Raw genomic sequence first — 13,682 nt, 5'->3', positions numbered from 1 at the left:
AGGGCCGCGTTCACCCAGCCGTCGCCCGGCGTCACGGCCACGCGCACCTGGGACACCCGGTCGTCGGCCAGCAGGGCGCGCACCGCGTGGCGCAGCATGGGCTGTCCGGCCAATGGACGATACTGTTTGGGCACGGCCTGCGCGCCGGGCTGGCTGGCGCGGGCGCCGACACCCGCGGCGGGAACGATCGCAATGATTGAGTCAGACATGGTGCGGTGATTTTATAATCTTCCGCTTGATGCCTGCTTCCACCCTGATGCCCACCCCCACTTCCTCCGCCTCCGCCGCCCCGCCCGTCCCGGCGACCGCCCCCACCCTGTCCGCCCTGAAACCCGGCGCGCGCTATGCACAGCCCCGCCCGCCGGGCTCGGGAGACGCCTGGTTGCTAGCGGACCTGGCACGGCAAGCGTCGGCGCCGCTGGTCATTCTGACGGCCGAGCCGCTGGAGGCCCAGCGCCTGGCGGAAGAGATCCAGCTGTTCGCCCCGGACCTGCGCGTGCGCCAGTTGCCCGACTGGGAGACGCTGCCCTATGACGCGTTTTCACCACACCAGGACCTGATCTCGCAGCGCCTGCACACGCTGCACTCGCTGATGATGAAGACGGTGGACGTGCTGACGGTGCCGATCACCACTGCGCTGTACCGGCTGGCGCCGCCCTCGTTCCTGGCCGCCTACACGTTCTCGTTCAAGCAGAAAGACAAGCTGAACGAGGCCGCCCTGCGCGCGCAGTTGACGCTGGCCAACTACAACCACGTCACCCAGGTGACTGCGCCGGGCGAGTTCTGCCTGCGCGGCGGGCTGATCGACCTGTTCCCCATGGGGTCTGCCGTGCCCTACCGGCTGGACCTGTTCGACGATGAAATCGAAACCATCCGCAGCTTCGACGTCGACACGCAGCGCAGCCTGTACCCCGTGCGCGAAGTCCAACTGCTGCCTGGCCGCGAATTCCCCATGGACGAGGATTCGCGGACCCGTTTCCGCGCGCGCTTCCGCGAGATCTTCGAAGGCGACCCGTCGCGCGCCCTGCCCTACAAGGACATCGGCAACGGCATCCCGTTTGCCGGCGTCGAGTACTACCTGCCGCTCTTCTTCGAGGAAACCGCGACACTCTTCGATTACCTGACGGCAGGAACGGTCACCGTCACGGTCGGCGATATCGACGACGCGATCCAGCGCTTCAACCACGACACGTCCAGCCGCTACGGCTTCTTGAAGAGCGACCGCGAACGCCCGGTGCTGCCGCCGTCCGCACTGTTCGTCGACACTGAAACGCTTTACGCCCGCCTGAAGGAATTCCGCCGCCTGGCACTGACCGCCGGCGAGCCGCACCCCGACTTTCGCGCCGTGCCCGACGTCAGCGTGGCGCGCCGTTCCGAAGACCCGATCGCCAAGCTGCGCGCGCTGTTGCAGACGCGCCAGACCCGCGTGCTGCTATGCGCGGACTCCGCCGGCCGCCGCGAAACGCTGGTGCAGATGCTGAACGAGTTCGGCGCCACGCCCGACGCGCAGCCGGACACCATCGAAGCCTTCCTGGCGTCCGACGCGAACTTCGGCGTCGTGGCCGCGCCGCTGGCCATCGGCTTCCAGCTGCCGCAGGCCAATCTGGCCTTCCTGACCGAAAACGACCTGTACCCGGGCCTGGCCTCGACCGGCCGGCGCGGCAAGCGCTCCCAGGAACGCGCCAGCAACGTCGAAGCCATGGTGCGCGACCTGTCCGAACTGCGCGCGGGCGACCCCGTCGTCCATGCGCAGCACGGCATCGGCCGCTACCACGGCCTCGTCAACATGGACATGGGCGAAGGCGAGATGGAATTCCTCCATCTTGAATACGCCAACGGCAGCACCTTGTACGTGCCGGTGTCGCAGCTGCACGTGATCGCCCGCTACAGCGGCGCCGATCCGGAAGCCGCACCGCTGCATCAACTGGGCTCCGGCCAATGGGACAAGGCGCGCCGCAAGGCCGCCCGCCAGGTGCGCGACACTGCGGCCGAGCTGCTGGCGCTGTATGCGCAACGCGCCGCCCGCGAAGGCTTCGCCTTCAATCTGCCGCTGAACGACTACCAGGCCTTCGCGGAAGGCTTCGGCTTTGAAGAGACGGCCGACCAGGCCGCCGCCATCGAAGCCGTGCTGGCGGACATGACGTCCGGCCGCCCCATGGACCGGCTGGTCTGCGGCGACGTCGGCTTTGGCAAGACCGAAGTGGCGCTGCGCGCCGCCTTCCTGGCGGTGGCCAACGGCAAGCAGGTCGCCCTGCTGTGCCCCACCACTCTGCTGGCCGAACAACATGCCCAGACCTTCTCGGACCGTTTCGCCGACTGGCCGGTGCGCGTCGTCGAGCTGTCGCGCTTCCGCTCGGCCAAGGAAGTGGCGGCCGCCGTCGAGGGCATCAACGACGGGCGCGTCGATATCGTCATCGGCACGCACAAAATCTTGTCCAAAGATGTGAAATTCAAACGTCTGGGACTGGTCATCATCGACGAAGAGCACCGCTTTGGGGTGCGCCAGAAGGAAGCGCTGAAGGCGCTACGCGCCGAAGTCGACGTGTTGACGCTGACCGCCACGCCCATTCCGCGCACGCTCGGCATGTCGCTGGAAGGCATCCGCGACTTCTCCGTCATCGCCACCGCGCCGCAAAAGCGCCTGGCGATCAAGACTTTCGTGCGCCGCGAAGACGGCAGCACCTTGCGCGAGGCCCTGTTGCGCGAACTCAAGCGCGGCGGCCAGTGCTACTTCCTGCACAACGAGGTCGAGACCATCCACAACCGCCGCGCCCGCCTGGAAGAGCTGGTGCCCGAGGCCCGCATCGCAGTCGCCCACGGCCAGATGCCCGAGCGCGAGCTGGAACAGGTGATGAAGGGCTTCTACCAGCAGCGCTACAACGTGCTGCTGTGCACCACCATCATCGAGACCGGCATCGACGTGCCCAGCGCCAACACCATCGTGATCCACCGCGCCGACCGCTTCGGGCTGGCACAACTGCACCAGCTGCGCGGCCGCGTGGGGCGTTCGCACCACCAGGCCTACGCCTATCTGCTGACACCGGGCGAGGACGCCATCACGACGAACGCCAAAAAGCGCCTGGAAGCGATCCAGGCCATGGAGGAACTGGGTTCCGGTTTCTACCTGGCCATGCACGACCTGGAGATCCGGGGCACGGGCGAAGTGCTGGGCGATTCGCAATCGGGCAACATTCAGGAAGTGGGCTTCTCGATGTACAACGAGATGCTGAACGAGGCTGTCCGCGCCTTGCGCGCGGGCGAAGAGCCCGACCTGGATGCGCCCTTCAACCTGGCTTGCGAAGTCAATCTGCATGCCCCCGCGCTGCTGCCTTCCGACTACTGCGCCGATGTGCATGCGCGCCTGGGCGTCTACAAGCGCCTGGCCCACGCTGACAACGAAGACGACCTGATCCACATCCAGGAAGAGCTGATCGACCGCTTCGGCAAACTGCCCGAGGCCGCGCAGACGCTACTGACCACGCATCGCCTGCGCCTGGCCGCGCAACCGCTGGGCATCGTCAAGATCGACGCCAGCGAAACGCAGGCGCTCCTGCAATTCGGCCCCAAGACCACGGTCGATCCGGGCCGGATCATTGAACTTGTGCAACGCCAACGCAACATCAAACTGGCAGGACAGGATAAATTGCGGATTGAGATCAAGGCCGCGCAGATCGCCGCCCGCGCCGATGCCGTGCGCGTCGTGCTGCGCGCCTTGAAGTGAACCCGCCAACCTTCGCAACTTTATGACTACCCATCACCTCGTCGTCCAATCTCCCGGCCTGACCATCGACCATGCGGAACAGCTGGCTGCCCTGGCCCAGGCCCAGGGCGTAGCGCGCATCAGCAACACGGCAGCCCGTCTGCTGGACGTGCAGCACGACGCCCTGACCCGCGCCGAAATCGTGGCGTGGGCCGAGCGCAACGGCGTGGACGTGGCCTTTCTCCCGGCCGGCCTGAAGCTGTCGCAATGCAAGGTGCTGGCGATGGACATGGACTCCACGCTGATCAACATCGAATGCATCGACGAGATCGCAGGCGTGGTGGGCGTGAAGGACAAGGTGTCCGAAATCACCGAAGCGGCCATGCGCGGCGAGATCAAGGACTTCGCCGAAAGCCTGCGCCGCCGCGTCGCGCTGCTCAAGGGCGTGCCGGCCGAGGCGCTGGAACAGGTCTATGTGGAAAAGCTGCGGCTCAACCCGGGCGCGGAACGCCTGATCAGCACCGCGCAGGCAGCCGGCATCAAGGTATTGCTGGTGTCGGGCGGCTTCACGTTCTTCACCGACCGGCTGCGCGAACGGTTAAAGCTCGACAGCGCGCACGCCAATACGCTGGAGATCGACAATGGGCTCTTGACCGGCCACGTCGTGGGCGACATCCTGGACGCCTCGGCCAAGGCGGTTTACCTACGCGAATTCGCCCGCACGCACGGTGCCACGAAAGAACAGATCATCGCGATGGGCGACGGCGCCAACGACCTGCTGATGCTCGGCGCAGCCGGCTTTCCGGTCGCCTATCACGCCAAGCCGCTGGTGCGCGAGCAGACTCGATTCGCGTTGAACGTGACAGGGCTGGACGGTGTGCTGAACTGGTTCGAAAGCTGATCGGCCTGGTCCCCTCTGGGGCCGACATTTTCAGCACACGAAAAAAGCCCATCGCAGCCACGAGCGATGGGCTTTTCATTTGCCCTGCGGCTGGGGAACAGGCACCCGCACCTGGCCCCCGGACAGATCAGTAGCGCACGCGCAGAGAAAGCAGCGCGGCGCGGCCGGAACCCAGCGCCGCATAGTGCGCGGCATACGCCTTGGTGTAGTACGTTTCGTCGAACAGGTTCAGTACGTTCAACTGGGCAGAGAAGTGCTCATTGAACTCGTAGCCGGCCATTGCGTCGAAGCGCCAGTACGAAGGCACCCAGCGCGCTTTGGGCGTGCCGTCGGCGTTGTTCGATGCATCGGCATTGCCGAACTGCTTGTCGACGTAATAGGCGCCGCCGCCGACCGTCAGCTTGGGCAAGACCTTGTAGGTCGTCCACAGGCTGAAGGCGTTGCGCGGCGTGTTGGGCAGGTCCTGGCCCACGGCGCCGCTGTTGTACGCACCCTTGGTCACTTCGCTGTCCATGAAGGTGTAGCCGCCGAAGACGTTCCACTTGGGCGTGATGTTGCCCGAGAAGCCCAGTTCAATGCCGCGCACCTTCGCCTCGCCGACTTGCGAGATTTCCGTGGCGGACACGGCAACGCTCGTATTCTTGCGGATGTCGTGGAAGGCCGCGGCGGACAGGGTCAGGCGGTCATCGAACACCTGCCACTTCGTGCCCAGTTCGACCGTGCGGCTCTTCTCGGGCTCAAGCGACGCGCTCGTGGCGGAAGCGGCATCGCTGATTGCGCCGGCGGCGATGGCCGACGGCGTGGACGACGTGCCGTATGTGGCGTAGATCGTGCCATTGGGCACCGGCTTGTAGGCCAGGCCCAACTGGTAGTTGAACAGGTTGTCTTCCCGGCTGGCGCTGTAGAACGCCGGCGTGCCGGCCGGATCGTTGCGGCCCTTCGCAATGTTGCTGCCGCTGGTGCGGTAGTTGTCCCAGCGCGCACCGACGCTGGCCTGCCACTGTTCGTTGAACTTGATCGTGTCAAAGCCGTAGAACGCCACCGTGTCCGTGTTGTAACGGGCCGGATTGTCGGCGCGGGTCAGGTGCCCCGTGTAATCGGTACCGGGTTCCGGATCCCACAGGGAGGCACACAGCGCCGGATTGGACAAGTCGGTCGCCCCGACCTTGCATGCCATCGGACCATTGGCGATGGTCTGCGCATAGCTGTCCTTGTCTTGCTTGATGTTGCTGTATTCGAACCCCAGGTCGAACGAGTGCTTCAGGCTGCCGGTATCGAACTCGCCGGTCAGGTCGGTCTGGTTGGCGAAGCTCTTGGTGACGTAGTAGCCCGACTTCAACGCGCGGTAGACCAGCCCGTTGGGCACGTTGCCCTTGCTGTCGTCCGGGTTGGTGGCGGCGAAATCCGTCGTGCCGCGGCCATAGCGGGTCACGTTGCGCAATTGCAGCGTGTCCGAGAAGTCGTGCTGGAAATCGACCGTCGCGACATCATCCCGCGTGCTCATGAAATCCCGGCCCTTCAGGCCGTAGAACGTCTTGTGGCTCACGCCCATCGTCTCCGTCACCGGCTGGCCCGTCTTCGGATCATACGGAATGGAGTAGTCCGGCATGCTGTCGTCTTGATAATGGTAGTAGCTGAGCGTGATGCGGGTCGGCGTGCCCACCCCCAGCATCAGCGACGGCGCCACGCCCCAACGCTCGAAATTGACGGCGTCGTCGCGGCCCGGCACATCGCCCTTGTTGCCCATGACGTTCAGGCGGAACGCCGCCTTGTCGGCCAGGCGCCAGTTGCTGTCGATCGTGGCGCGGTAGTTGCTGTCCGTGCCGATCTGGGCGGTGGCTTCAGTGAAGTCCGTCGCCTTGGGCGACTTGCTGACCATGTTGATGCTGCCGCCCGCGCCGCCCCGGCCGGAATACACCGAGTCCGGCCCCTTGATCACTTCCACTTGTTCCAGGTTGAACGTATCGCGCACCTGAGTGCTGGAATCGCGGATGCCGTCCAGGAACAGGCTGCCTGCGGCGTTCTGGCCGCGGATGATCGGCAAGTCGCCGCCCGGACGGCCGCCCTCGCCCGCACCGAACGTAATGCCCGGCGAATTGCGCAGCACGTCCTGCAGCGTAGACGCCGCCTGGTCCTGGATCACCTGCTTCGGCACGACCTGTACCGTTCGCGGCGTGTCCAGCAGGGGCGCGGTCATCTTCGGCGAGGGCACCGTTGTCGTCTGATACGAAGACCCTTCGCCTTCCACCCGTACCGGGGCAAGCTGCGTCACGCCCGAATCCGTGGACTGTGCGGCGGCGTAGGGGCTGATAAACAGGGCGGGCGCGGCAATGGCGGCGGCCAGCGAGGTAGTGAGCGTATTCAGCGAATACGAGTCTTGGGACTTCAAACCAGCTTCTCCAGAATATGAATAGCAACGATTCTTGTTTTTTTACCGGTTGCGATTTTGATCCTAGCGACTGAATGAAACCTGAATGACAGCAAGGCGCTCATGTTAAAGATGAAAAAACAACACTTATGTCTGCATGATCGTTATAAATAACGACTTATAGCGATAGGATCAGGTGACGCATCCCCGCGACCGCTGCGCGCCATGTCGATGCCGCTACGCGCCCCTGGACGAGCCGCTACGCGGCGCTGGCCTTCGTGCGACACATTTCATGGACACAAAAGAAAAACGCCCCTGGAGGGGCGTTTGGCGGCTTGGCGGGCCATCAGGTGCGCAGACGGGGGTGCCGTTTGAACAAGTAGCGGTACACAAAGCCCGGATAGGCCAGCACCAGGTACAGGCTCAGCGTGATCGCGTAGAACTCCCAGGTCTGGGCAAAACGATTGCCCAACGTGGACTCGAACGCGAAACCGAGCGCGCCGACGATGGCGTAGAACACCAGCACCTCCACCAGACGCAGCCAGAACGGTTTGGCCGCGGCCTGCCCGTCCTGTTTCCAGGGCAGGACGGCGAACACCCGTTCCGTCAGGAACGGGAGATTCGCGCTGACAAGCGCCAGCGCGATCAACAGCCATACCGCCAGCGTCTGGTTCATGGCCGGTATCCGGTCAGAAGCTCAGCGACGAACGGATGGCCTGAACGCACAGCGCCATCAGGCCGCCCGGAAGCAGGCCCAGCACCAGCATCATGGCGCCGTTGACTGACAGCAGGCCGCGCTGGCCGCACGTCGCGGCGATCGGCGCGGCGTCGGCCGCCGGTTCGTCGAAGTACACGACCTTGACGACACGCAGGTAGTAGAACGCGCCGATCAGCGAGAACAGCACGGCGATCACGGCCAGCGTGACGTGGCCGGCGCTGACGAGCGCCTGCAGCACGGCCAACTTGGCGTAGAAGCCCACCAGCGGCGGGATGCCGGCCAAGGAGAACATCAGCAGCAGCACGATGGCGGCATGCCACGGGCTACGGCGGTTCAGGCCCTTCAGATCGTCGATCTGCTCGCACTCGAAACCCTGGCGCGACAACAGCAGCACGATGCCGAAGCTTGCCAGCGTGGTCAGCACGTAGGTCAGCATGTAGAACAGCGACGCGCCATAGGCGGCGGACGACAGTTCCGGCTTGCCCGCGACCGAACCCGACATCAGGCCCAGCAGCACGAAGCCCATGTGCGAGATGGTCGAGTAAGCCAACATGCGCTTGAAGTTGGTCTGTGCAATGGCGGTCAGGTTACCGATGGCCAGCGACAGCACGGCCAGGATCATCAGCATCGGCTGCCAGTCGGCGGCCAGGCCGTGCAGGCCGTCCACCAGCAGGCGCAGCGTGATGGCGAAGGCCGCCAGCTTGGGTGCGCCGCCCAGGATCAGCGTGACCGCGGTCGGCGAACCCTGGTAGACGTCCGGCACCCACATGTGGAACGGCACCGCGCCCAGCTTGAACGCCAGGCCCGACACCAGGAACACGATGCCGAACACCAGCGCCATCTTCTCGGCCTTTCCGGCAGCGATGACCTTCGAGATCTCGGCCAGGTCCAGGTGGCCCGTGGAGCCGTAGACCATCGACATGCCATACAGCAGGAAACCCGAGGCCAACGCGCCCAGCACGAAGTACTTCATGGCGGCTTCGGTGGCCACGACGTCGTCGCGGCGCAGCGCGATCAACGCATACAGCGCCAGCGACATCAGTTCGAGGCCGAGGTAGATCGAGATCAGGTTCCCGGAGGAAATCATGACCATCTGGCCCAGCAGCGCGAACAGCGTCAGCACGTAGAGTTCGCCGCCCTTGAGCATGTCGCGGACCTGCGCATAGACGCGGCCATAGACAAGCGTGGCGCCCACCGCGATATAGGACGCGATCTTCAGCAGATGCGACAGTTCGTCGGTGACGTACAGCCCGTGGAACGTCGCGCCCGCGACGCCGTTTTTCCATTGGACGGCCGACACGACGGTCAGCACGCCCAATGCAAGCAGGGTCAGCAGGAACGTCGGCTTGCGCTCAGGGTGATTGCTGACCGCGTCGACGAGCAGGATAGCCAGGCCGAAAACCAGCAGAAGGATTTCCGGTGTCGCCAGGGCGAAATCGATTTGGGATTGCATCATTGTCTTGTCTTACAGTTTCGAGACGGCAACGTGTTGCAGCAGGGCCTCGACCGACACGTGCATCACGTCGGTGAAGGGCTTGGGATAGATCCCCATGTACAACACGGCGATCGCCATCACGCCAAGAATCACAAATTCGCGGCGGTTGATATCGGTCAGTTCGCGCACATGGTCATTGGCGATGTCGCCCAGGACCACGCGCTTGACCATCCACAGCGAATACGCAGCACCCAGGATCAGGGCGGTGGCCGCCAACAGGCCGATCCAGAAGCTGTGCTGGACCGCGCCCATGATCACCATGAACTCGCCGACGAAACCGCTGGTGGCCGGCAGGCCGCTGTTGGCCATCGAGAACAGGATGAAGAACGTGGCGAAGCGCGGCATCACGTTGACCACACCACCGTAATCGGCGATGTTGCGCGAGTGCATGCGGTCATAGAGCACGCCGATACACATGAACATGGCGCCCGACACGAAGCCGTGGGAGATCATCTGCACGATGGCGCCTTCGACGCCGGCCGTGTTGAAGATGAAGAAACCCAGGGTCACGAAGCCCATGTGGGCCACGGACGAGTAGGCCACCAGCTTCTTCATGTCTTCCTGGATGATCGCGACAAGACCGATGTAGATCACGGCGATCAGCGACAGCGTGATCATCAGGCCGGCCAGGCTGTGCGAAGCATCCGGCGTGATCGGCAGCGAAAAGCGCAGGAAACCATAAGCGCCCAGCTTCAGCATGATCGCAGCCAGCACGATGGAGCCACCCGTGGGCGCTTCAACGTGGACGTCCGGCAACCACGTGTGGACGGGCCACATCGGCACCTTCACCGCGAATGCCGCCAGCAGCGCCACGAAGATCAGGATCTGCTCGGTCTGGCCCAGCTTGACCTTGTGCCAGGTCAGGATGTCGAACGAACCACCCGAGGCGTGCCACAGGTAGATGAACGCGATCAGGGTCAACAGGGAACCCATCAGCGTGTACAGGAAGAACTTGAACGCTGCGTAGATGCGGTTATCGCCGCCCCACGCGCCGATGATGATGTACATCGGGATCAGCGTGGCTTCGAAGAACACGTAGAACAGCATGCCGTCCAGCGCGGCGAACACGCCCACCATCAGACCCGACAGGATCAGGAAGGCGGCCATGTACTGCGCCACGCGGCTGGTGATGACTTCCCAGCCCGCCAGCACCACGATGATGGTGATGAAGGCGGTCAAGAGAACGAACCACAGCGAAATGCCGTCGATGCCCAGGTGGTAGTTGACGTTGAAAGCCTCGATCCAGGAGGCCTTCTCCACGAACTGCATGGCAGCCGTGGTGGAGTCGAAACCGGTGTAGAGCGGAATCGTGACGAGGAAGCCGGCCAAGGCGCCAGCCAGCGACAGGCCGCGCGTCAGACCGGGACGGTCGTCACGGCCCACCGCCAGCACCAGCAGGCCGAATACGATCGGGACAAAGATCGCAAGCGTGAGCCAGGGGAAAGTGTTGGATGCCATCTCGCTTGCCATCATTGGGGAATCAGCACAAAGAAAGTCACCAGCGCCATGATGCCGATGATCATCGCGAACGCGTAGTGATAGATGAAGCCGGACTGCAGGTGGCGGCTGACCGCTGCCACCCAGCCCACCACGCGGGCGCTACCGTTGACGAGCAAGCCGTCGATGATGCCGCGGTCGCCGGTCTGCCACAGGCCACGGCCCAGGGCGCGCAGGCCGCGAGCGATGATCTGCTCGTTGACCCAATCCACGTAGTACTTGTTCTCAAGCACCTTGTTCACGCCAGACAGGCTGGACTTGATCGCGGCCGGAACCTTGGGGTTGATCAGGTAGCAGTACCAGGCGATGACGAAACCTGCCACGACCAGCCAGAACGGCAGCGTCTGGAAGGCATGCAGGCCATAGGCGACCCAGCCGTGCCACTCTTCGTTCAGTTCGTGCATCGCCGGATGCTGCGGCAGCACCGTGATCACGCCGTTGAAGAACTTGCCGAACAGCATCGGGTCGACCGCCCAGGCGCCAACCAGCACCGACGGGATCGCCAGCAGGATCAGCGGCAGCGTGACCACCCAGGGCGATTCATGCGGCTTGCCGCCATGATGGCCGTGGCCATGGTCGTCGTGGCCGTGGTCATCGTGAGCATGATCGTCATGACCATGACCGTGGTCGCTGGTGTCAAAGCGTTCCTTGCCGTGGAAGACCAGGAAGTACACGCGGAACGAGTACAGCGAGGTCACGAACACACCGATCAACACGGCGTAGTACGCGAAGCTTGCGCCCCAGACGTTAGCGTGGCCTGCGGCTTCAATGATGTTCTCTTTCGAGTAGAAACCCGAGAAGAACGGCGTGCCGACCAGCGCCAGCGTGCCCAGCAGGAAGGTGATCCAGGTGATAGGCATGTACTTGCGCAGGCCGCCCATGTTGCGGATGTCCTGGTCGTGGTGCATGCCGATGATGACCGAACCCGCGCCCAGGAAAAGCAGCGCCTTGAAGAACGCGTGGGTCATCAGGTGGAAGATCGCCACCGAGTAGGCCGACGCGCCCAGCGCCACGGTCATGTAGCCCAGCTGCGACAGCGTGGAGTACGCGACCACGCGCTTGATGTCGGTCTGGATGATGCCCAGGATGCCCAGGAACAGTGCGCCGATGGCGCCGATCACGATGATGAACGACAGGGCCACGTCCGACAGTTCAAACAGCGGCGAGAAGCGCGCGACCATGAAGATGCCGGCCGTCACCATGGTGGCGGCGTGGATCAGCGCGGAGATCGGGGTCGGGCCTTCCATCGAGTCGGGCAGCCAGGCGTGCAGCGGAACCTGGGCCGATTTGCCCATGGCGCCGATGAACAGGCAGATGCACGCCACCGTCAGCAGCATCCAATCCGAGCCCGGCAGGGTCATCGTGGCCAGCTTGTCGGCTTGGGCGAACACGTCGCCGTAGTGCATCGTGCCGGCGTACGCGAACAACAGGCCGATGCCCAGCACGAAGCCGAAGTCGCCGACGCGGTTGATCAGGAACGCCTTCATGTTGGCGAAGATGGCCGTCGGGCGGGTGTACCAGAAGCCGATCAGCAGGTACGACACCAGGCCCACCGCTTCCCAGCCGAAGAACAGCTGCACCATGTTGTTCGACATCACCAGCATCAGCATGGAGAACGTGAACAGCGAGATGTACGAGAAGAAGCGCTGGTAGCCGGGGTCATCCGCCATGTAGCCGATGGTGTAGATGTGCACCATCAGCGACACGGAGGTCACCACGACCATCATCATGGCCGACAGCGGATCGATCAGGAAGCCGATTTCCAGCTTGGTCTGGCCGATCAGGCTCCAGGTGTAGACCGCGCCGTCAAAGCGCAAGCCGTTCAGCACGTCGCCCAGCACCACCACCGAACCGATGGCGGAGATGAGCACGCCCAGGATGGTGATGACGTGGGACGCGCGGCGGCCGATGGGACGGCCCAGGAAGCCGGTGCCGAAAAGGCCCGCGAGAATTGCTCCGGCCAGCGGTGCCAGCGCGATGAGCAAGTAGAGATTGGGTGAGCTAGACATTTTCTTCCAATACCCCGTCAGCCCTTCAGGCGATCGAGTTCGTCAACGTTGATCGTGTTCAGGTTGCGGAACAGCAGCACCAGGATGGCCAGGCCGATCGCCGCTTCAGCGGCGGCCACGGTCAGGATGAAGAACACGAACACCTGGCCGGCGGTGTCGCCGAACCAGCTGGAGAACGCCACGAAGTTCATGTTGACGGCCAGGAGCACGAGCTCGATGGACATCAGCAGAATGATCAGGTTGCGGCGGTTCAGGAAGATGCCGAAGATCCCGATGGCGAACAGGATCGCTCCCAGGATCAGATAGTGGGCCAGCGTCAGCGTCATTCTTTTTCTCCTTGGGGCGCAGCGGCAACGCCGTTGGCGGCGTCGCGCTTGGCCTGGGCACGCTCGCTCTGGGCGGGCATGTCCACCATGCGGAAACGATCCTTCGAGCGAACGCGCACGGCCGCGACCGGGTCGTTGTACTTCACGTCGCGACGGCGGCGCAGGGTCAGCGCGATGGCGGCGACCATGCCGACCAGCAGCAACGCGGCGCCGACTTCAATGGCGTAGACGTACTGGGTGTACATGACTTCGCCCAACGCGCGGGCGTTGTTGTAGTCGCCAGCGACCGGGGCCTGCGGGCCCGAGCCGTACCAGGTGGAACCCAGCACGAAGGACATCTCCAGCACCAGCACCAGACCGATCACCAGGCCCAAAGGCAGGTAGGTCTTCATGCCCTGGCGCATGGTGTCCATGCGGATGTCCAGCATCATCACGACGAAGAGGAAGAGCACCATCACGGCGCCCACGTACACCAGCACCAGCAGCAGCGCCAGGAATTCAGCGCCCAACAGCATCCACAGCATGGCGGCGTTGGAGAACGCCAGGATCAGGTGCAGGACCGCGGTGACCGGACTGCGCGCGGTGATCACGCGGAACGCCGCGATCACCAGCACGGCGGCCAGTATGTAGAAAAGGACAGTGGTAAAAGTCATGGATCAGACCCTGGG

The 13,682-nt window shown here is 63.9% G+C and carries 10 protein-coding genes; 2 read left to right on the top strand and 8 right to left on the bottom strand.

Features of this window, described 5'->3' with window-relative positions:
• Positions 1-209 (bottom strand): 2-C-methyl-D-erythritol 4-phosphate cytidylyltransferase (locus HG262_RS12210; RefSeq protein WP_211187220.1); only part of this gene is annotated, 209 nt, incomplete at its 3' end.
• A 29-nt stretch (positions 210-238) separates the two neighbouring features.
• Here HG262_RS12210 and mfd point away from each other — a divergent pair.
• Both mfd and serB read left to right on the top strand, forming a co-directional pair.
• Positions 239-3,721 carry a transcription-repair coupling factor gene (gene mfd, locus HG262_RS12205; protein WP_169271274.1) on the top strand — a complete coding sequence of 1,161 codons (3,483 nt, stop codon included), beginning with the start codon at positions 239-241 and terminating at the stop codon, positions 3,719-3,721.
• Between the two features lie 22 nt (positions 3,722-3,743).
• Positions 3,744-4,601, top strand: a complete 858-nt coding sequence (gene serB, locus HG262_RS12200; protein WP_169271273.1) for a phosphoserine phosphatase SerB — start codon at positions 3,744-3,746, stop codon at positions 4,599-4,601.
• Positions 4,602-4,728: 127 nt separating this feature from the next.
• On the opposite strand, the gene HG262_RS12195 is transcribed toward serB, so the two are convergent.
• The 7 genes from HG262_RS12195 to HG262_RS12165 all read right to left on the bottom strand — a co-directional run bounded on the left by HG262_RS12195 (position 4,729) and on the right by HG262_RS12165 (position 13,667).
• Positions 4,729-6,990, bottom strand: coding sequence for a TonB-dependent siderophore receptor (locus HG262_RS12195; RefSeq protein WP_169271272.1), 2,262 nt, complete (start codon positions 6,988-6,990; stop codon positions 4,729-4,731).
• Between the two features lie 325 nt (positions 6,991-7,315).
• Positions 7,316-7,645, bottom strand: a complete 330-nt coding sequence (locus HG262_RS12190; protein WP_169271271.1) for a DUF2818 family protein — start codon at positions 7,643-7,645, stop codon at positions 7,316-7,318.
• Between the two features lie 13 nt (positions 7,646-7,658).
• Entirely contained in the window at positions 7,659-9,143 is a 1,485-nt protein-coding gene (gene nuoN / locus HG262_RS12185; protein WP_169271270.1) for an NADH-quinone oxidoreductase subunit NuoN, read from the bottom strand.
• A 9-nt stretch (positions 9,144-9,152) separates the two neighbouring features.
• Positions 9,153-10,655 (bottom strand): NADH-quinone oxidoreductase subunit M, encoded by a 1,503-nt coding sequence (locus HG262_RS12180; RefSeq protein ID WP_169271269.1) that lies wholly within the window; start codon positions 10,653-10,655, stop codon positions 9,153-9,155.
• The gene (nuoL, locus tag HG262_RS12175; RefSeq protein WP_169271268.1) at positions 10,652-12,688 is read right to left on the bottom strand and encodes an NADH-quinone oxidoreductase subunit L; all 2,037 of its coding nucleotides are present in this window, start codon (positions 12,686-12,688) and stop codon (positions 10,652-10,654) included. Before nuoL ends, HG262_RS12180 begins: the two co-directional genes overlap by 4 nt.
• A gap of 17 nt (positions 12,689-12,705) precedes the next feature.
• Positions 12,706-13,014, bottom strand: coding sequence for an NADH-quinone oxidoreductase subunit NuoK (gene nuoK, locus HG262_RS12170; protein WP_006217969.1), 309 nt, complete (start codon positions 13,012-13,014; stop codon positions 12,706-12,708).
• Positions 13,011-13,667, bottom strand: a complete 657-nt coding sequence (locus HG262_RS12165; RefSeq protein WP_169271267.1) for an NADH-quinone oxidoreductase subunit J — start codon at positions 13,665-13,667, stop codon at positions 13,011-13,013. Before HG262_RS12165 ends, nuoK begins: the two co-directional genes overlap by 4 nt.
• Between the last annotated feature and the right edge of the window lie 15 nt (positions 13,668-13,682).

This window comes from Achromobacter sp. Bel, from assembly GCF_012928505.1.
Classification (GTDB): domain Bacteria; phylum Pseudomonadota; class Gammaproteobacteria; order Burkholderiales; family Burkholderiaceae_B; genus Achromobacter.
This window is presented reverse-complemented; position numbering and strand designations above follow the sequence as displayed.